Raw genomic sequence first — 18,884 nt, forward strand, 5'->3', positions numbered from 1 at the left:
GTCGCCCAACGGCCAACGCCAGACCCCTAAAGTTCCTGACATTGGAGGAAGGAGAACCACCATGGGACGACTGGTCGTCACCAACAGCATCACGCTCGACGGCGTCATGCAGGCCCCCGCGAGCCCCGGCGAGGACCGCCGCGACGGCTTCCCGTACGGCGGCTGGGCCGCGCCGTACCACGACGAGTCGATGGCGAAGGCCATGGGCGAGGGGATGGGCGAGACCGGCGCCATGCTCTTCGGCAGGCGCACCTACGAGCAGTTCGCCACGTTCTGGCCGTTCCAGCCGGACGACAACCCGTACGCGAAGGTGCTCAACGCCTTCCCGAAGTACGTGGCGTCCACGACGCTGCGGGAGCCCCTGCCGTGGGCCAACTCCACGCTGCTCAAGGGCGACGTGGTGGCGGCCGTGCGCGAGCTGAAGCAGCGGCACGACAAGGCGATCTCCATCCTGGGCAGCGGGGAACTGGTCCGCTCGCTGCTGCCCCACGGGCTCATCGACGAGCTGGTCCTCCTGATCCACCCTGTGGCGCTGGGGCGGGGACGCGGGCTGTTCACCGAGCACACGGCGCTGAACCTGGTGAAGGCCACCACGACGGCCACCGGCGTGGTGATCGCGACCTACCGGGCCTGCTGAGGCAGGTCACGCCGCCCCAGGAGGGCCGGGGTGAACAGGAACACGCCGGCCAGGGCGACCATGCCGAGCATGATCCACAAGGTCGCCCTGACGCCGAGCCACGTGCCCAGCCCTCCGGCCACCAGGGCGCCCGGGATGTAGACCCCGTTCAGCAGGAACCGCGTGGTCGCCGTCACCCGGCCCAGCATGCCCGGCGGCGCGTACGCCTGGCGGAAGCTCGCCGCGATGACGTTGGTGACCGCGATCCCGGTGACGCACATGAGGATGCCGGCGGCGTAGAGGGCAAGTCCCGGACCCGGGCTGGCGAGCGGGATCAGCAGGACGAGCGGGATGACGAAGACGGCCATGGCGAGCAGGCCGCGTGCCGTACCGAAACGGTCGACGACGCGGCCCGCGACCAGGCTGCCCAGGACGGCGCCGACGCCCGCCACCGCCATGAGGAGACCGACGACGTTGGGCTGGACGCCCACGTCGCGTACCAGGAACACGACGATCAGGGCGTCGTAGCCGGTCAGGCCGAAGTTGGAGACCGACGCCCAGATGGTGAGCGGACGGAAGTAGCGGTCGCGGGCGACGAAGCGCAGGCCCTCGGCGATGGTGCGCCACAGCCCGCCCTCGACCGGATCGGCCGCCCGCGCGTGCCCGGCGCCGGGCGGGTCAGACCGGCGGATGCCAAGCAGGCAGGCCACCGACACCAGGAAGCTGGCGGCGTTGACCATCAGCGCGGTGGCCGCTCCCATCGCCTGCACGGCGAACCCGCCGGCGCTGGATCCGCCGAGGCGGGCGGCGCTGATGCTGGCCTGCATCTTGACGTTGCCCTCCACCAGGTCGCCGGCGTCGACGAGGACGGGCAGCTGGACCTGGTAGGCGGTGTCGAAGAACACGTTCGCGGCTCCGGCCAGCAGCGCGACCAGGAGCACGTGCTCGAACGTCAGCACGCCCAGCCAGGCGGCCAGCGGGATGCTGGCGTAGAGCGCGAACGACACCACGTCGCTGACGATCATGACCTTGCGGGACGGCAGCCGGTCCACCCACGCTCCCGCGGGCAGGCTGACGAGGAGCCAGGGCAGGAAGGCCGCCGCGGTCAGCAGGCTCACCTGGAAGGTGCTCGCCTTGAGCTCGGCGACGACGAGCAGCGACATGGCGACCACGGCCAAGGAGTTGCCGATCTCGCTGACCGTCTCCCCGAACCAGAACAGCCGGAAGTCGCGCTGCCACAGCAGCCCGCCGATCCTGCGTTGCCCTGCCGTGGTGCCGTGCACGTCGTTTCCCTACCGTTCTCTACCGTTTCGCGCGGTGGTCGCCGAGTGCCAGCGCCGGGCCCCGCGTCCCGTCGGGAGCACGGGGACGCCGGCCCTGCTGAGGAAGAAGGTCTCCAGGCCGGGGACGAGGACTGTGACGACGGGAACGGCCCCGTCGTTCCATCTGAGGAAATATCCGGTCAGGCCGGCGTCGGCCAGCGCGGCGGTCAGGGTGTCGATCCGCGGCGCGGCGTCCGGCGGGTCCCACCACTGCGGAGGGCGGGACGGCGCTCGTTCGGAGCGGGCGACGAGATCGGCGGGGTCGAGGGTCACGCAGCGCTCCAGCGCCGGCCACCGGCTCAGGCGGCTCAGCCGCCGGTGCAGGCGGCGGTCGTGCTCGGGGTCGTCGACGATGTTGACGTAGGCCTGGACGAGCTCTCCGACCGCGCGTTCAAGCGCGTAGGCGGGAATCGTCGACGCGCCCGCGCCGCCCGCGCCGAGATAGGAAAGCCGGGACGGCATGGCGCAGAATGCCGGGATGCCGAGCTCGGTCGTGATGTCGAAGACGAGCGGAGGGCAGCCGATCACCCGCTCCGCCTCGGCGCACAGCCGTCGGAGATCCTCCGGCAGGTCCTCCTGGCAGACGGCTGCGGGGCAGGCGTCGAAGGTCACGTACCAATTCATGAGCGCCATCGAGAAGGCGTCGCCTTCCACCGCCTCCATGAGCGCGTGGACCAGCGCCTCTTGCTCGGAAATTCCCGCCGCGGTGCCGAAGTTCGTCGCGTAGCGAAGGTAGGGCCTATAACGCGGGTGATCGTCCTCGACAGGATATTGCGGATACCACGGGAACCTCGCGAAGGCGGGATACCAGATGGGATCGCCGCCACCGGAAATGGGGTCGAACCGCAGGCAAGCGACGTGACCGTCCGGGAAGTCCGCGGCGAGCCGATGCACCATCGCGTCATCATGAAGGGCCGGCTGCGCCGCGATTTCTTTCGCTTGGACGACGCGAAGGCGGCTCGGGTCCCGGCGAAGCTTTTCGAAGCCGTGCTTGTGGCAGCAGTTCTCCCACGCCTCGAACAGCGCGCTCGCGACGGCCTGGGGGCCGCCGCCTCGGCCGGACGACTCTCCCATCACCGAGCCTTCAGAGTCACGTAGAACGCAGCCTGCCACGCCGATCCGGCCCTGGGTTTGCTCGACGACTTCCGCCGACAGGCCGTGCCTGTCGAGCTCCGCGCGTAACGCGGCTATCGCGTCGAGGACCGGCGCCTGCCGTGTGCGCAATGCTCTCACGCGTTCCCTCCATCATCGCCGAGGTGACGTCGAGGGGGACGGGCACGCCGGTCCCCCGCACGCTATGCCTCGTTGCGCAGGCTGCCGCACGCCTGTGAGAGCATCGCTGATTCGCTGGGTGTGACGACGAACTCGTCCTCTGGTCCACCGTCTCTGTGCTGCAACCCGTGGTTCTGCGAGTTGGAAGCCACTTACCCGTCCTTTCTGGTGGAGTGCTAGTTGATCACACCACAACACTCTTACGAAATCTTGGGATTGTCGTCAAGGTTGAAGACCACCCTTCTTGATTCAAGTAAGGAGCGCGCTTAAGACACTAATATGGTCGGACCTAAAACTGGTTCGGTTCTGTGTAGCCGGTGGAGCAAATTGTGATGGACAGATATTGGCCTTTGTAGGTCGGCAAGCCGCGCCGCCGGCCCGTAGGAAATTAGCGACATCTGGGCCGGTCGTTCTGGAGGCCTTTTTCGCGAGGGGTTGTACCTGTGGCTTCAGGGCGTCAAGCCGACTTCACGGAGATTCTGTCGGCGAGAGGGGCCGGACGCCTGCCTCATATAATGACAATGCCTCTTACGTCGCATGACTGGATCAGTCATGGTCTGGCTGGGCGCTTCATCGCCACTGTGTGGAAAACGCTGGCCGCGCCCCTTCCCGTTGTCCAGCCGGGAAGGAGACGACATGCCCACGAGCACCCGGCGTCGACGAGGACGGGCAGCTGGACCTGGTAGGCGGTGTCGAAGACCACGTCGCGGCTCCGCCGGCAGCGCCACCGGCAGCACATGCTCGAATCCCAGGACGCCCATCCAGGCGGCCAGCGGAACGCTCGCGTAGAGCGCGCACGACGCCACGGCCGGCCTCGCTGACCGTCTCCCCGAACCAGAACAACCGGAAGTCGCGCTGCCACAGCAGCCCGCCGATCCTGCGCCGCCCCGACATGCCAAAGACGTTCTTAAGCAATTCCAGGCGGCGCCGTCAAGATCCTATCCGTAAACGGTCAATAGCGCCAGTCCTTTATAGGGGTCATTCGAGGCGCGTCACGCCGCCCTCCGGAAGCGCGCTTTCCGCAGCTCGGCGCGCGTTTCCATCGTTGTCTGTGGAAAACTCTCCGCGGCACCGAAGACAATTCTGTCGGTATCCTTCATGACGGCTTCCACCTGCTTCTTTGTCGCGTAATCGGCCACTCTGAAGCTCGCGCGAGGAAAAATCAGCCGATGCGAGGGCTGGACGATCTCCAAAGCGCATGACAAAGTCCATTACGGCTCATGACACATACAGTCATGGTCCGCCGGGGCGCTCCGTCGCCGTTGCGGGAAAACGCCGGCAGCGCCCCTTCCGTTGTCCAGCCGAAAGGAGACGACATGCGTACGAGCACCAAGGCCCGCGCCTACGAGCGCCCGACGCTGACCGCCGCGGGCACGTTCGACAAGAAGACCGGGATCGGCATCTCCTCGGGGCCCGACGGCGTCCTGCTGCGCAAGCGCCTTTGACGGCCTCCGGCGGATCCGAGGAGCGTGAGAGCGCCTCCGACGACCGCGACCGCGTTGTCCCGACGTACTCGCGTCTCACGCCGCACCCGCATGTGACGACGCGGTGAGCCGCGGGCCGGTCCGGCACCGGACCGGCCCGCCCTCTGGAACGGAAGATCCATCATGCTGAGTCCGGCCTGGTTCGTGGTCCTCCCCGACCACCTCCACGCGCACCGGGCGGCCAGGGCCCTGGCCGTGTCCGCCCCCAAGTGCATCCATCACGCGAGCGGCCGTCCGTGGATCCTGGGCGACTGGGACGACACGATGACCGTCGGCTGCGCGGGCTTCGCCTCCGTCGCCGTCCTGGGCGACCACCTGCTCACGCGCGACCGGCTGGAAGTCGTCGCCGCACGGCTGCGCACGGCGGCCGAGCTCGACGCCGTCATGGGCACGCCGCCGGGCAGCTACCACCTGTTCGCCTCGGTGGCCGGCGAGACCCGCGTGCAGGGCACCGTCAGCTCCCTGCGCCCGGTCTTCCACGGCTCCGTCCTGGGCACCACGATCGCCGCCGACCGGGCCGACGTGCTGGCCCGCCTGGCCGGCTCCGCCCCGGCCCCCGACCGGCTGGCCGTCCAGCTGCTCGACCCGCCCGTGCTGTTCCCCCTGACCGAGGAACCGGTGTGGGAGGGGATCTCCGCCGTCCCCGCCGGGCACTACCTGCTGCTCGACGGCACCGGCCAGGCCAGGGCCGTCCGCCGCTGGACCCCTCCCAAGCCCGTGCTCCCGATGGACGAGGGCGCGAGGTGGCTGCGCGAGGCCCTGACAGCCGCTGTCGAGGTCCGGACCCATGGCCGCGACCTCGTCAGCTGCGACCTGGCCGGGGCGGACTCCACCGCGCTGTGCAGCCTGGCCATACGTGGCCGGGCCAGGGTCGCCGCCTACACCGCCGCCTACCGCGACCCGCTCGGCGACGACGTCGCCTGGGCCCGCCGTACGGTGGCCGCCCTGGGAGGAGTGGAGCACCACGTCATCCCCGCCGAGGAGGTGCCGCTGGTCTACGACGGCATCCGGCATCTGGACGAGCCCTTCGACGAGCCGTGCGCGACGGCGGCCGACCGCAACCGCTGGCTGACCATCGTGCGGGCGGCCGCCCGGCACGGCTCGCGGCTGCACATGGGCGGCTTCGGCGGCGACGAACTGCTGTACGGCTCGATCGCGCACCTCCACGGCCTGCTGCGGCGCAACCCCAGCCTGGCGGTGAGGCACCTGCGGGGCTTCGCGGCGCAGTACCGCTGGCCGTACCGGCAGACCCTCCGCATGCTCGCGGCCGCCCCGACGCACGGGGAGTGGCTGCGCCAGGTCGCCAGGGAGCTCACCGCGCCCGCGCCCCCGGTGGACGCCCCGGCGCTGGGCTGGGGAAGACCGCCGCGGCTGCCGCCGTGGATCACGCCGGAGGCGGTCGACGTGGTCCGTGACCGGATCCATGCCGTCGCGGACGCCCGCCCCCTGGCCCCGGGGCACGGCCTGCACCAGGAACTCGTCGGGCTGCGCGCCGTGTCGCGCGCCGTGCGCCAGCTCGGGCAGATGGCCGCCGGGCTGGGCGTGCGGATGGCCGCCCCCTACTACGACGACGCGGTGATCGAGGCGGCTCTTGCCGTACGGCCCGGCGAGCGGATCTCCCCGTGGCAGTACAAGCCCCTCATCGTCGAGGCCATGCGCGGCATCGTGCCCGACATCGCACTCACCCGCGCCACCAAGGCCGACGGCTCCCACGACGTCGAGATGGGGCTGCGCGAGCACCGTGCCGACGTGCTGGCGCTGTGGGAGGACTCGCGCCTGGGACGGCTGGGCCTCGTCGACGTGGCGATGCTGCGCGAGCTCAGCCGCCGGCCGTTGCCGCCCGTCCTGCCGTTCAGCGTGCTCTACCAGACCATCGCCTGCGAGCTGTGGCTGCGATCACTCGAAGACGTCCCCCTTGTGGCACCTCGGAGCGCTCATGAGACTTCGTGACGGCGTCATCGCCGCGGAAACCGAGTACGGCACGGCCCTGCTCGACATGGACAGCGGGAAGTACTGGAACCTCAACCCCACGGGGGCTCTTGTGCTGCGAGGGCTGCTGGAGGGGGCGACCACCGCCGAGATCGCCGGCTCGCTGACGGAGGAGTACCCGGTGCCGGCGGAGGAGGCCGAGCGGGACGTGCGCGAGCTGCAGGAGGAACTGGCCGCGGCCGGGCTGCTCATCGAGCGGGAGCCGTCCGGGCGGAGGCGATCCTCGTGACGATGCCGGAGGCGATCCGGCACTCGCCGAGGTCGGTGCCGCCGGCCCGGCGCGTCGCGGTCCGGGCCGCGGTGGCCGCCGCCTGCCTGCTGGCCAGGCAGCCTCCCGGCCGCATCAGGGCCGTGCTGACGTGGCTGCGCCGCGGCTCCCGCCCGGCCACGTTCGCACAGGCGGCGGCCCTCCGCCGGGACGTGGAGGCGGTCAGCCTGCGCTGCGCGGGGCGGGAGGGGTGCCTGCCGCGCTCGCTGGCGACCGTCCTGCTGGGCCGGGCGGGGGGCCGCTGGGCGACCTGGTGCGTCGGCGTGCGGCGCATCGCGCCCTTCGGGGCGCACGCGTGGGTCGAGGCGGAGGGGATTGCCGTGGGGGAGAGCTATCCGCCCGGGTATTTCGTGGTGCTGTTCACCGTTCCCAGTGATCAGGACCGATAGGGCCGGCCGACTTCCGGCACGGCGTTTGGGCGCTGCTGTCGGGCGGCCTGGTGGTGCTGGACGATCGTTTCCTTCACGCCGGGCTGGCCCAGGCCGCCGCGGGCGCCAGCGACGCGGCCCTCACCCCCGGGCGCCGGCAGTGGGCGGCTCTGTGGACGAGCACGTCGAGTACGGCCTACCGCTGCCGACCGCGTGCGAACAGCGACCGGACGCGCCTTCACGGAATCGAGGTCGTTCCGATACGAGAGTGGGTCGCCTCAATCCAGTCGGCGGCGATGTCGGTTCCCGTGACGCGTCCGATCAGCGCCAGGGCCGAACTGATGATCTCGTCCTCTTCCACGAGGCTGTCGTCTTCACTGTCCTGAAAGCGTAGCCCGTCCATCAGGTGATCGAGCGCGTGCGGGTCGCTGCCGTGCTTGGAGTCGGGCCAGGTGGGCCTGAAAGAGACGACGATGTCTCCGTCTCGGATGTACTTGAAGCGGTCATGGCCGTTGATGTCCATGCTGAAGCTGAGGACTTGCCGGCCGCCGACGCTCAGCGACCGAAGGAATGCGTCATCGTCGCGCGCTGGCAGGATGCAGATCCATCCTCCGGCCTCGGCTACCCACAGGTCGCCACTGTCGATGTTGTGGTCGAGGATGTCACTCAACGGGCACGGGGTGCGGGTGCTGAGATCCAGGGAGAAGGCCGGGGCGAGGGCCGCGAGGTCCGCGCCATGAATCCATACGGCGCTGAATCCCAGCGACCACAGGTTCATCTCGTCATCGAGGCCCTCGGTGAAGAGGGTCGATGCCAGAAGGTCATGCAGGTATGCCGGCGACCGCATGGCTACCTCCTCATTCTCATTGCTTGGTGCCGCAGCAAGGGGAACGCGATGAGCAAGGCGATCGCGACCAGGACTCCGCTTGCCCACAACGGCCCGAGGTTCCCGGCCGCGGTGCTGAAGGTGGCCGCGGCGGCGAAGGGTCCGACGGCGGCGCCGACGTTGAGTGCCGCGGTCGCGTACGACCCGGCCATCGTGGATGCTCCCGTCGCCTCGCAGAGGACCCGCGCGATCAATGTACTGCCCAGCGCGAACGACAACGCGCCCAGCACGAACAGGAGGGCAAGCAGAGCGACCGTCCGGCCAGCCGGCACGGCCAGGGCCAGCCGATGAGCAGCAGCGGACCGCCGGCCGCATCGCATAGGCCGAGGTGAGCACGCCTGCCGTCCCGACGGTGACATCGAGATCCGAGGCGATGTCCGGCAAGAGGCCGGCGAGCACGAACTCCGAGGTGCTCATGGCGAAGACCGCCAGGGCAAGCAGGTACAGCGGAACAGGCATCGAGTGGCCCGAGGTGAGGAGGAGAGGCACGAGAAGGTCATCTCGTCACCGCGGCCAGCCCCGAGGGCACACCTCTCCCGCCACAGAACGCGGCGCGATGACAGGGCTACGAGGTCAGTGGTTCAGGGGGCTGACGGCGTGACCGAAAGCCCCCACCTTGTCCGACTCAGGACTCGACATGGCGCGCCCGCTTCCCCACCGATGCCCGTCGAGGGATCTCGGTTTCACCGCCTCGGGTCCCACACGCGGTCCCGGCGGACGTCGAGCACGGCGGTAGAGGTGATAGTGGACGACAAGTGAAGCCTCTCGCCCGAACTCGATCTCTTCGCAAAGACCAGTTCTCAGCGCCTATCCAGAAGTTCTGCGCGTAACGTGTGGTGAGATCGCCGAGGATTGGATCCAGGTCGCTCACACCGTCTGTCCGGCCCGGTGAGGCCATATCAGGCCATATCAAAAGAGGGCGGGACACCCTGCCCGCGGTGCCTCGAACCACGTGACCGGAGGAGTCGATGCTGGGATGACGGCAGGGCGACCGATACCCACACAGGACGACGTGCTCGGGTACTTCGACACGCTGTCGAACTGGGGACGGTGGGGCGACGACGACGAGCTCGGCACGCTGAACCACATCACCGGCGACGTCCGGCTGGCGGCGGCGCGGGCCGTGCGCCACGGCAGGAGCGTGTCGTGCGCGTGGGAGGTTGCCGTACCGGAAGACATGGAGCGGTCGACGACGACGTGCCCGTGCGCCGCCGACATGCCGGGTGCCGAGAACATACCGGCACCCGGATTCCGCAACGACCGGCGCTGGGGCTTTTCGACCGAACGGCTCGGCCTCACGTTCCACGGCAACACCATCACCCACCTCGACTCGCCGTGCCACATCTATTGGGACGGCACGATGTACAACGGGCGGTCGCACTCGCTGGTCGACGCCGCGACGGGATCGTCGTGGGCGTCCGTCACGGCGGCGGCGAACGGGATCATCACACGTGGTGTCCTGCTGGACATCGCCAGGGTCCGCGATGTGCCGTGGCTGGAACCGGGGCAGGGCGTGTTTCCCGACGATCTCGAGGAGGCCGAGCGTCGCCAGGGCGTGCGGGTGCGATCCGGCGATGCGGTACTCCTGCGGACCGGCTATGGCCGCGTCCGGCACGAGACCGGTGCGGCCGGCGGCTTCACGCAGGCCGGGTGGCATGCGTCCTGCCTGCCGTGGCTGCACGAGCGGGAGGTCGCGCTGATCGGCGCCGACACCCCCCAGGACGTTCAGCCGTCGGGGTACGAAGACGTGTTGATGCCGGTTCACGCCGTGAGCCTCGTCGCGATGGGTCTGTGGATGCTCGACAACTGCGACCTGGAGGCGTGCGCGACGACGGCCGCCGAGCTCGGCCAGTGGGACTTCCACCTCGCGGTCGCGCCGGTCCGCTTCGCCGGCACGTCCGGCAGCCCAGTCAACCCGATCGCCACCTTCTGACCGCGGTTCACGAGGAGGCCTGTGTCGCCGCGCCGGACGTCAGGGCCGCCTGTACGATGCGGAGCGCCTCGTCCGCGTCGATGCCGACGCTGGCGATCACGGCCGCGTAGTCGGCGGCGGCCCGGCGGGCCCGTTCCCGGCCCTCCTCGCCGGCGGCCGACACGAACGAGCCCGCCCGCCCGCGCGTCTCGATCAGCCCCGCCTCCTCCAGCTCCCGGTAGGCCCGGCCGACCGTGTTGACGGCCAGGCCGAGGTCGGCCGCGAGGTGGCGGATGGTCGGCAGCCGGGTGCCCACGGCCAGCGTGCCGTTCTGGATCTGCCGGGCGAGCTGGGCCCGTAGCTGCTCGAACGGCGGCACCGGCGAGGCCGTGTCGATGACGATCATCGGACGCTCATGGCCCGCCGGGCCACCGTCGCGATCGACGGCGTCTTGGCATGGAGCACGACGCACGCGGCCAGGCTCAGGACCAGGTAGGCGACCGCGGCGGCATTCCACCAGCCGGGCGCGGTGCCGAACAGCACCACCGGCAGCGACCACTGCACGTTCGGCGTGGTGAGCTCGCGGGCGTCTTCGACGCGCATGACGACGTCGGCGGTCAGCGACTCCTCGTCCTCCGCCACGACCGGGAACCTGAGCAGGTGGCGCAGCTGCATGGCGGTGATGGCCGTCGCGCCGAGCAGGCCGATCAGCACGATGACGGCCAGCTGCCGCACGGTGGGGTCGGGAACGGCCAAGGCGCTTGCGGCCAGCACCATCGCACCGGCGAACGTGGCGACCGCGAAAACGGCGTACGGCCGGCCGAGCACGGCCCGCCAGCCGGGCTGGATCAGATGGGTGGCCCTGCGCGACAGTGTCGCGCCCGCCCGCTGGTCGACGTGTCGCACCCACCGGTCGAGCAGCGCCTGTGCCAGCAGTAGCCCGGCCACCAGCGCGGTCAGGGCCAGCAGCGGCAGCGGGCGCTGCGGCTGGCGGCCGCCGAAGGCGGAAGTGGCGGCGAGGGCGCTCGCGATGATCAGCGCGGCCAGGATGACGTAAGTGGCCAGGCGGGCGCGTCTGCGGACCGCCAGCCGGCCGGCCAGCAGCGGGGTCGGGCGGGCGCCGGCCAGGCCGTGCAGGGCCAGCCACTCGCCCGCCAGTCGCAGATCGGCCGCACGCGCCGGCGGGCCGGCGTCCGGTAACGGTTCACGGGCCATGACGCCTCCTTTGTCGCAAGCTTTGTAGCAACACTGTGCGACATAACTTACGACAAAGTCAACACCCCGGCGGCTCTCGTCGTCCCGGTGGTGCGAGCCCGGCTCACCGGTAGGAGCTTCTCCGCGTCCCTGCGGCCCATGGAAGCCGCCCGGCCGAGCGCCTCGGACGGCCACGCCACCTCACCGGGCACACAGAAAGCAACGATGGGGCGGAACTTCCGTCACGCGGAATGCCGCAGCCGAGACGGTGACGGCGTGAGTCATCGAGGTTAAGGGTCGGCACACCCGGGGCGTAAACCTTTTCTAGGGTTTCACCGGCTGAAGAATGCGCACGTCGCCCCCCTTCGCCGCTCCTGCGAAAGCCAGGAGCGAGCCCGCCTCACGCTCGACATCCTCCTTTTCTGGTCCAGTCAAGGCGCGGAACGGCGTAATCACCACGCCCGAGGAGTCGAAATCCCAGATTCCCGCCACGAACCCGTCCACGAGCACCGTCCCGTGAACGATGCCGTTCTTCTCGATCACTAGCGGCCGATACGCGTCGTCCATGATGCGAGTCCGGTCCGCATAGCTCAGCAGGACATTGTCGTATTCGGCGAGCAGCCGTACCGGAGCCTCGGTGTCAGGGTCGGGACGGGGCGCGTCGGGCAGGTCGAACAGTTGCCGGCCCGCCGGATCCTTGAAGGTCGCCAGTTTGAGCCGCTTGAGCACGCCCACGAGCGAGGACAGTCCCGACCAGCGCTGGACGTCGGCCGCGGTGGCGGGTCCGAAGGCCGCGAGGTACCGCAGCACCACCCGGTCGATGCTGGGGGAGGGGTCCAGCGGCCGTCCCAGCCAGCTCTCGATCGTCTGCCACATCGGCCCGTCGGTGCGCCCCCAGAGCCCGCGCGGCGGCACCTGGAGCACCGGCACGACGAACTGCGCGATGCGCGAAAGCTGGGTGGGACTGCAGTCGGGCCAGCGCTTGGCCAGGAGCGTGCCGAGTTCCTTGCCGTCGCGCGCCTCGGCGAGCAGCTCGGTGGCCGCCTCCGCCAGCGCGGCCAGGTCGTCGATCTTCTTGAGCTCGGCGGCGCGGGCGGGATTGCCCGTGAGCTGCTTGTCGATCACGGGGGCCATGAGGGGCCGCAGCGTCAGGCAGTCGCCGGCCGTGACGGCGTGGATGGTGCAGCGCATGAGCGTGGCGCGCACCACCCGCCGGTCCTCGATGAGCCGCTCCAGGTCGCCGGGTTTGAACCCCTCCACCCGCGACCACAGGCCGTAGTAGGGCGGCAGGGGCTGCTGAGACTGGAGTCCGAGGAGGTGCTCGATCACCTCCTCGGCGCTCTTGGCGGTACGGCGGAGCAGGAACTGGCGTTCCAGCGTCGCGCGGTTGAGCGATCTGATGCCGATCGTGCTCATGGCGTAGCCTCCTGGAGGTCGAGCCGCATCACCACGCGCGGGAGTCCCGCGCTCTTGGCGGAGGTCGGCGCGAGCCTGCGGAACCCGGCTCGCTCGAACATGCCCGCCGTGCCGACGTAGGCGGCCGTCGTGCTGACCCTCCGCCCCTGGGGGTCGATGGGGTAGGCCTCGAGGGCCGGGGCGCCGTGCTTCCTGGCGAAGTCGACGGCGCCGTGGAGCAGCGCCTCGGCGACGCCCTTGCGGCGGTGGCCGGTGCGGACCACGAAGCACACCACCGTCCAGACGGGGACGTCGTCGACGGGCTGGATGGTCTTGGAGCGCACCAGCCGTTCCATGGCGGTGCGAGGTCCGACGTTGCACCAGCCGACGGGCGTGTCGCCGGAGTAGGCGAGGAGCCCGGGTGGCGGTTCCCGGTGGAGCAGGTCCCGCATGACCTCCCGGCGGCGCGCGTCGTCGGCCCGGCCGAAGTCGCCCGACGGCATCCGCCAGGCCACGCACCAGCAGCCCTGTCCCAGGCTGCCGGAGGACGTCAGGACCTCGCGGAGGTCGGGCCACCGCTCGCCGGTGGCGGGCAAGATCGTAATATCCATGGTCTCGCTTAAACTTCAATCAACACCGATTTTTTCAATGTGTCCGACTTGCTTGTTAACATCTACCGATTCCTTGACACTTCATTCAAGATGTCAATATCTCCCTATAAAGGGAGTATATCGGGCATACGGGGGTGAGGCCTACGCCTGTTCGGCTCCAAGTCTGGAACAGTTGACGCGCAGGGGGAAGACTCGGATGCTTCTTCGAGATGGTACCGGCGTCGCCAGCAAGGTCAGTCTCATGGGCCGGTTCACGGCTCAGATTCATGGCCACGCCGTCCACCGATGGAATGCCGGCAAGGCTCGCAATCTCTTTCAGTACCTGGTTTTGAACCGCGGAAATGTGGTGCCCAAAGAACGGCTCAAGGCCGTCCTGTGGGCGGGAAATGAATCGTCGCGGAACTCGAGCTCCCTGAAGGTCGCCGTGCACGCCGTACGCAAGACGCTGAGCCGCGTGCAGGGCGGGCACGACGCCATCGGCATTGTTCACTGTGACGAGGGTTACATGTTGCACGCTCCCAGTCTCTGGGTGGACGTCGAGGAGTTCGAGGAGCTGATCAGCCAGGGCAAGACCGCCGTGATGGCCGGGGAGACGGCCATCGCCCGGGCGGCCTACACCCAGGCGATGGCCCTCTACCGCGGCGACTTCCTCGCCGGCGAGAACGCCGACTGGATCATCGAACAGCGCGAGTGGTGCCGCGCCCTGGCGCTGCCCGCGCTCATCTGGCTGGCCGAGGAGGCCTTACGCCGGGGCGACTACTGCGACGTGGTCCACTGGTCCCGCCGCGCCGTGGATCTCGACCCCTACCGGGAGGAGACCTACCAGCTCATGATGGTGATGCACGGCCGGGACGGGAACCTGGGCGCCGTCAGGAGCTGGTACCGCATGTGCGAGCAGCGCCTGCGCAGGGACCTCGGCGTCCCGCCGAACGAGCACACCGAGCGGATCTACTCCGAGGCGCTCGGCAGGGGCCGATCGGACAGGCTCTGCGTCACCGGCGACCGCTTGGGCCTGAGCAAGGCCACCACGGCCAACGCCCCGGCCAGGAGCAGGGTCGCGCCGATGAGGAAGGCCAGCCGGTAGCCCGCGGTGGCCGCCGCGGCGGCCTCGCCCTCCAGCCCGCGCGCGTAGGCGGTGGCGGCGGTGACGATGGCGGCCAGCCCGAGCGCCTGCCCGAGCTGCAGCACGGTGGTGACGACGCCGGAACCCAGACCGGCGTCATCCTGGGACACGTCGGTGAGCGAGGCGACCTGCGAGGCCGGCGTGGCGCCGCCGCCGCCCAGGCCGATCAGAATCATGGCCGGCACCAGGTCGATCGCGTAGGTGCCGTCGACCGGGATGCGGGACAGCAGCAGAAGTCCCGAGCCGGCCAGGAACAGGGCGGCCGCCATCGACCACCGGGGGCCCAGCTTGGGCAGGAGCTTGGCCATGGTGGTCAGCCCGGCCATGTAGGCGGCGATGAACGGCAGCCAGGCCAGCCCGCTCTGCAGCGGCGAAAACCCGAGGATCTGCTGAACGTAGGCCACGAGCAGGAAGAACATGGCCGCCGTCGAGCCGGCCAGGGCGACCATGGCCAGGTTGCCGGTGATCCGCACCCGGTGGCGGAAGAACTTCAGCGGCACCAGCGGGTTGCCGGACTTCGCCTGGATGACCAGGAACACGGCCACCGCCGCCAGCCCGCCCAGCAGCGGCCCCAGCACGCCCGCGCTGAGCAGCGGCTGGGTGGCGATCGACAGGATGCCCTGGATGACGGCGACCAGGCCGCCGATGATCAGCAGGGCGCTGACCGCGTCGGGCCTGCTCATCGCGGGCGTCCGGCTCTCCTTGATCAGGAGGGGGACCAGCAGCAGCGAGATCAGGGCGAGCGGCACGTTGACGTAGAAGATCCAGTGCCAGCTCGCCACGTCGGTCAGGACACCGCCCAGCAGGACTCCCGCGGTGGAGCCGAGCCCGGCCAGCCCGCCCCAGATCGCGAAAGCCTTGGCCCGCTCCTGCGGGTCGGTGAACAGCAGCGCCACCAGCGACATCGCCGACGGGACCGCCAGGGCGTCGCCGATGCCCTGCAGGAACCGGGCGACCACCAGCACCTGCGCCGTCGTGGCCAGCGCCGCCGCCAGGGAGGCCAGGGCGAACAGCGCGGCGCCCGTCATGAACACCCGCCTGCGCCCGAGCAGGTCGGCCAGCCGCCCGCCGACGAGCAGCAGGCCGCCCGCCGCCAGCAGATATCCGTTGACCACCCAGGTCAGCTCGCCGGGCGTCAGCCCGAGGTCGCGCTGGATGGACGGCAGAGCCACGTTGACGATCGTGCCGTCGGTGAAGACCAGGAACTGCACGAGCGCCAGGACGGCCAGCGCCTGCCAGCGCCGCGGATTCGCCGTTTCTTGCGTCATGCTCGTTTCCGTCATGTCGGCTCCAGGGCCCTAGACGTCATGGACAGGGGTACGGTAGGACAGATTGAGGACAGGGCCTGTCCTCAATGGCAGGAAAGCTGAGAACATGCTCGACGCCTCCAGCCGGCTGCTCCGGCTGCTGTCGCTCCTCCAGTCCCGGCACGAGTGGTCAGGCGCCGACCTGGCGGAGAGCCTGGGCGTGACGACCAGGACCGTCAGGCGCGACATCGACCGGCTCAGAGAGCTGGGCTACCGGATCGACTCCGTCCCGGGAGTGGCGGGCGGCTACCGGCTCTCCGTGGGCAACAGGCTGCCGCCGCTGCTGCTGACCGACGAGGAGGCGGTGGCCATCGCCGTGGGCCTGCGCACGGCGGCGGGCGGCACGGTCCACGGCATCGAGGAGTTCTCCGTGCAGGCGCTGGCCAAGCTGGAGCGGGTGCTGCCGGTACGGCTGCGCCACCAGGTCAGGGCGTTTCAGAGCACCATGGTGCCTCTGACGGCCTCGGCGGGTCCCACGATCGATCCCGACCTGCTCACCCAGCTCGCCACGTCGTGCTACGGGCACGAGAGGGTGTCCTTCGACTACGTGAACTCCCGCGGCGGGCAGAGCGAGCGGCGGGTCGAGCCGTACCGCCTGGTGTACACCTCGTGGCGGTGGTACCTGCTCGCCTACGACCTGGACAAGGACGACTGGCGGACTTTCCGCGTCGACCGGGTGCGGGGACCGGTACGGCCCGGCCACCGCTTCACGCCGCGCGAGCTGCCCGCCGACGACATCCGGGCCTACGTCTCCCGCGCGGTGTCCTACCGGCCGTACCGCTACCAGGCCACGATCCTGCTACGGGCGCCCGTGCGGCAGCTCGCCGAGGGCCTCCCGCCCACGGCCGGGCACCTGGAGGCCGTCGACGAGTCCTCCTGCCTGCTGCGCACGGGCGCGAACTCGCTGGACAAGCTGGCTCTCTACATCGGCCTGATGGGGGCCGACTTCGAGGTGCTGGAGCCCGCGGAGCTGCGCGACCACGTCCGGGCGCTGGCCGACCGCTTCGCCCGCGGCGGCCTGGTCACCGCCGAGCCGGATCGAAGGTGACCGGCAGGCTGTCGAGCCGGTGCACGATGAAGCTCGGCTTCCACGTCAGCTTCTCCGGCGGTACGGCGAGCGCCAGCCCGGGCATCCGGTCCAGCACCGTGCCGAAGGCGACCTCGCCCTCCAGCCTGGCCAGCGGGGCGCCGATGCAGAAGTGGATGCCGTGCCCGAAGCTGACGTGCGGGTTGGGCGAGCGGGTGATGTCGAACTCCGCGGGCCGGGAGACCTTGGCGGGGTCGTAGTTGGCCATCGGCGGCGACAGCGCCACGTGGTCGCCGGCGGGGATCTCCACGTCACCGATCTTGACCGGAGCGGCGGCGAACCGGTAGGTGATGCTCGACACCGGGCTGTCGTAGCGGAGGATCTCCTCGATCGCCGTGTGCAGCAGCCGCCTGTCGTCGCGGACGACGGCCATCGCCTCGGGGTGCCGCAGCAGGGCGAGCAGCCCGTTGGCGATGAGGTTGACCGTGGTCTCGAAGCCCGCCGCCAGCAGCAGGAACACGTTGGACCGCAGCTCCAGGTCGGTGAGCCGGGCCTCCTCGTCCATCGCGGCCAGCATGGCGGAGATCAGGTCGTCGCCCGGCCTGCGCCGCCGCGACTCCACGAGCTGGGTGGTGTACTTGTCGAACCACTGGCCCGCCGCGATCACCTCCTCGTGGGTGGAGGAGGCGTTGATCCCGGTGATCGTCTCCGCGTACTGCTCGAACTCCTCCCGGTCGGCGTACGGCACGCCCAGCAGCTCGCAGATCACGGCGATGGGCAGCGGCAGCGCGAGCGCCGCCACCAGGTCCGCCTCGCCCAGCGGCAGCACCGGCTCCAGGAGCTCGTCGGTGATCTCCTGGATCCGGGGGCGCAGCCGTTCGATCCGCCTCGGGGTGAACGCCTTCGACACGACCTTGCGCATGCGGGTGTGGTCGGGCGGGTCGGCGAAGAGCATGTGCCGGGTCAGCACGAAGTCCGAGCTGGCCAGGCCGAGGTACTTGTGCAGGTCGGGCGAGGCCGCCTCGATGCTCCTGACCAGGTTGGGGTCCGACAGCGCCTGCCGTACCTCCTGGTTGCCCGTCACGAGCCAGGCGGGCATGCCGTCGGGCAGGGTGACCTTGTGCACCGGGCCGGAGTCGCGCAGCTTGCTCGCCAGCAGCTCCGGGTTGCCGAAGGGCTCGATCTCCAGGGGAACCGCGTCACGCGCGTCCATCGGCCGCCTCCAGGACGCCCAGGCCCGCGACCGCGCGGACGTGCATGGTCTGCTCCGGGGCCAACGGCTCGTCGGGCCGCCACGTGGGAGTGGACACCAGGCCGGGCTCGACCATGGTGTAGCCCTCGAACAGGGCGGCGACCTCCTCCAGGCGCCGCGGGTACATGGCCTGTACGGCGGTGCGGTACAGGTCGAGCACCACGTCGGCCAGGCCGGCCTCCCAGTACTCGGCGGTGAGCGCGTGGGAGATGGCCAGGTAGCTGCCGGGCACGCAGGCGTCGCGGTAGGCGGCGACGATGCCCCGCGGGTCGGCCGAGTCGGGGATGAACGGGAACACGCCGGTGGCGAGCACGGCCACCGGCTCGCCGAAGTCGATCACGCGGTTGACCCGCTCGTCCGCCAGCACCTTCTCCGGCGTCTCGATGGCGGCCGCGACGGCCGTGGCGTTCGGGTCGCCGGAGAGCAGGCGCAGGTACTCCGCCACCGCGTCCTCCTCGCGGTCCACGTAGACCACGCGGGCGTCGGGGACGTGCTCCCTGGCGATGTCGTGCAGGTTGCGCTCGGTCGGATAGCCGCAGCCCAGGTCGAGGAACTGCCTGACCTTCGCGGTCTCGGCCAGGTAGCGGGTCACCCGCCGCATGAACGCGCGGTTGTCGCGCGCCACATACGGCGTGCCGGGCGCCACCTCCAGCAGCCTCTTGAGCGCCGCCTGGTCGTGTTCGGACAGAGGGGCCTGGCCGCCGCCGATGAGGTGGTCGTACATCCGGCAGGCGTTCGCACGATCGGGCCCCAGATCGGGGTGCTGCAGTTCGGACGTCGAACTCATCCCGCGCTCCTTGCTGTGAGTGCTTGGCGGCAAGACCGTAGGGATGACGGGTTTTCGCGTGGTTACGCGCG

Annotated in this window: 18 protein-coding genes and 2 pseudogenes; 8 read left to right on the forward strand and 12 right to left on the reverse strand. The window is 70.0% G+C overall.

Going from position 1 to position 18,884, the window contains the following annotated elements; translation table 11 throughout:
- Nucleotides 1-61 precede the first annotated feature (61 nt).
- The gene (locus BSB02_RS30130; RefSeq protein ID WP_084964036.1) at nt 62-637 is read left to right on the forward strand and encodes a dihydrofolate reductase family protein; all 576 of its coding nucleotides are present in this window, start codon (nt 62-64) and stop codon (nt 635-637) included.
- Here BSB02_RS30130 and BSB02_RS30135 read toward each other — a convergent pair.
- The 3 genes from BSB02_RS30135 to BSB02_RS30145 all read right to left on the reverse strand — a co-directional run bounded on the left by BSB02_RS30135 (nt 622) and on the right by BSB02_RS30145 (nt 4,403).
- Nucleotides 622-1,899 (reverse strand): MFS transporter, encoded by a 1,278-nt coding sequence (locus BSB02_RS30135; RefSeq protein WP_143591327.1) that lies wholly within the window; start codon nt 1,897-1,899, stop codon nt 622-624. The genes BSB02_RS30130 and BSB02_RS30135 overlap by 16 nt on opposite strands.
- A gap of 9 nt (nt 1,900-1,908) precedes the next feature.
- Nucleotides 1,909-3,171 carry a YcaO-like family protein gene (locus tag BSB02_RS30140; RefSeq protein WP_143591328.1) on the reverse strand — a complete coding sequence of 421 codons (1,263 nt, stop codon included), beginning with the start codon at nt 3,169-3,171 and terminating at the stop codon, nt 1,909-1,911.
- Between the two features lie 1,031 nt (nt 3,172-4,202).
- Nucleotides 4,203-4,403, reverse strand: coding sequence for a hypothetical protein (locus BSB02_RS30145; RefSeq protein ID WP_084964040.1), 201 nt, complete (start codon nt 4,401-4,403; stop codon nt 4,203-4,205).
- A 123-nt stretch (nt 4,404-4,526) separates the two neighbouring features.
- On the opposite strand from BSB02_RS30145, the gene BSB02_RS42580 reads away from it, so the two are divergent.
- The 4 genes from BSB02_RS42580 to BSB02_RS30160 all read left to right on the forward strand — a co-directional run bounded on the left by BSB02_RS42580 (nt 4,527) and on the right by BSB02_RS30160 (nt 7,340).
- Nucleotides 4,527-4,655 carry a keywimysin-related RiPP gene (locus BSB02_RS42580; protein ID WP_240506771.1) on the forward strand — a complete coding sequence of 43 codons (129 nt, stop codon included), beginning with the start codon at nt 4,527-4,529 and terminating at the stop codon, nt 4,653-4,655.
- A gap of 162 nt (nt 4,656-4,817) precedes the next feature.
- A complete protein-coding gene (locus tag BSB02_RS30150) occupies nt 4,818-6,644 on the forward strand; it encodes an asparagine synthase-related protein (RefSeq protein ID WP_084964042.1) in 1,827 nt (608 codons plus the stop codon).
- Nucleotides 6,631-6,912: a lasso peptide biosynthesis PqqD family chaperone gene (locus BSB02_RS30155; RefSeq protein WP_084964044.1), complete on the forward strand. Its 282-nt coding sequence runs from the start codon at nt 6,631-6,633 to the stop codon at nt 6,910-6,912. Before BSB02_RS30150 ends, BSB02_RS30155 begins: the two co-directional genes overlap by 14 nt.
- Nucleotides 6,913-6,914: 2 nt before the next feature.
- Nucleotides 6,915-7,340 (forward strand): lasso peptide biosynthesis B2 protein, encoded by a 426-nt coding sequence (locus tag BSB02_RS30160; RefSeq protein WP_206184968.1) that lies wholly within the window; start codon nt 6,915-6,917, stop codon nt 7,338-7,340.
- 217 nt (nt 7,341-7,557) lie between these two features.
- On the opposite strand, the gene BSB02_RS30165 is transcribed toward BSB02_RS30160, so the two are convergent.
- The gene (locus tag BSB02_RS30165) at nt 7,558-8,166 is read right to left on the reverse strand and encodes a DUF6461 domain-containing protein (protein ID WP_084964048.1); all 609 of its coding nucleotides are present in this window, start codon (nt 8,164-8,166) and stop codon (nt 7,558-7,560) included.
- Nucleotides 8,167-8,168: 2 nt separating this feature from the next.
- Nucleotides 8,169-8,518 (reverse strand): annotated as a pseudogene (locus tag BSB02_RS30170) (Cmx/CmrA family chloramphenicol efflux MFS transporter); the annotation flags it as partial.
- A gap of 639 nt (nt 8,519-9,157) precedes the next feature.
- Here BSB02_RS30170 and BSB02_RS30175 point away from each other — a divergent pair.
- Nucleotides 9,158-10,138, forward strand: a complete 981-nt coding sequence (locus BSB02_RS30175; protein ID WP_240506773.1) for a cyclase family protein — start codon at nt 9,158-9,160, stop codon at nt 10,136-10,138.
- A 7-nt stretch (nt 10,139-10,145) separates the two neighbouring features.
- On the opposite strand, the gene BSB02_RS30180 is transcribed toward BSB02_RS30175, so the two are convergent.
- The 4 genes from BSB02_RS30180 to BSB02_RS30195 all read right to left on the reverse strand — a co-directional run bounded on the left by BSB02_RS30180 (nt 10,146) and on the right by BSB02_RS30195 (nt 13,302).
- Nucleotides 10,146-10,523, reverse strand: coding sequence for a GntR family transcriptional regulator (locus tag BSB02_RS30180; RefSeq protein WP_084964050.1), 378 nt, complete (start codon nt 10,521-10,523; stop codon nt 10,146-10,148).
- Complete coding sequence (locus tag BSB02_RS30185) at nt 10,520-11,332, reverse strand: hypothetical protein (RefSeq protein WP_084964052.1); 813 nt, start codon at nt 11,330-11,332, stop codon at nt 10,520-10,522. The genes BSB02_RS30180 and BSB02_RS30185 overlap by 4 nt, the downstream gene beginning before the upstream one ends.
- A 303-nt stretch (nt 11,333-11,635) precedes the next feature.
- Nucleotides 11,636-12,727: a winged helix DNA-binding domain-containing protein gene (locus BSB02_RS30190; RefSeq protein WP_084964054.1), complete on the reverse strand. Its 1,092-nt coding sequence runs from the start codon at nt 12,725-12,727 to the stop codon at nt 11,636-11,638.
- Nucleotides 12,724-13,302, reverse strand: a complete 579-nt coding sequence (locus BSB02_RS30195) for a GNAT family N-acetyltransferase (RefSeq protein ID WP_206184969.1) — start codon at nt 13,300-13,302, stop codon at nt 12,724-12,726. The genes BSB02_RS30190 and BSB02_RS30195 overlap by 4 nt, the downstream gene beginning before the upstream one ends.
- Nucleotides 13,303-13,558: 256 nt before the next feature.
- Here BSB02_RS30195 and BSB02_RS30200 point away from each other — a divergent pair.
- Nucleotides 13,559-14,215: pseudogene (locus BSB02_RS30200) on the forward strand (AfsR/SARP family transcriptional regulator); the annotation flags it as partial.
- Between the two features lie 50 nt (nt 14,216-14,265).
- Here BSB02_RS30200 and BSB02_RS42585 read toward each other — a convergent pair.
- A complete protein-coding gene (locus BSB02_RS42585) occupies nt 14,266-15,708 on the reverse strand; it encodes an MFS transporter (protein WP_158088764.1) in 1,443 nt (480 codons plus the stop codon).
- 106 nt (nt 15,709-15,814) lie between these two features.
- Here BSB02_RS42585 and BSB02_RS30210 point away from each other — a divergent pair, with 106 nt between their 5' ends.
- The gene (locus tag BSB02_RS30210) at nt 15,815-16,795 is read left to right on the forward strand and encodes a helix-turn-helix transcriptional regulator (RefSeq protein ID WP_084964061.1); all 981 of its coding nucleotides are present in this window, start codon (nt 15,815-15,817) and stop codon (nt 16,793-16,795) included.
- On the opposite strand, the gene BSB02_RS30215 is transcribed toward BSB02_RS30210, so the two are convergent.
- Both BSB02_RS30215 and BSB02_RS30220 read right to left on the reverse strand, forming a co-directional pair.
- Entirely contained in the window at nt 16,770-17,987 is a 1,218-nt protein-coding gene (locus BSB02_RS30215) for a cytochrome P450 family protein (protein ID WP_084964062.1), read from the reverse strand. The two genes, BSB02_RS30210 and BSB02_RS30215, sit on opposite strands and share 26 nt — an antisense overlap.
- Complete coding sequence (locus BSB02_RS30220) at nt 17,974-18,813, reverse strand: SAM-dependent methyltransferase (protein WP_084964064.1); 840 nt, start codon at nt 18,811-18,813, stop codon at nt 17,974-17,976. Before BSB02_RS30220 ends, BSB02_RS30215 begins: the two co-directional genes overlap by 14 nt.
- Nucleotides 18,814-18,884 lie beyond the last annotated feature (71 nt).

It is taken from the genome of Thermoactinospora rubra (assembly GCF_002093975.1).
Lineage (GTDB): Bacteria > Actinomycetota > Actinomycetes > Streptosporangiales > Streptosporangiaceae > Nonomuraea > Nonomuraea rubra_A.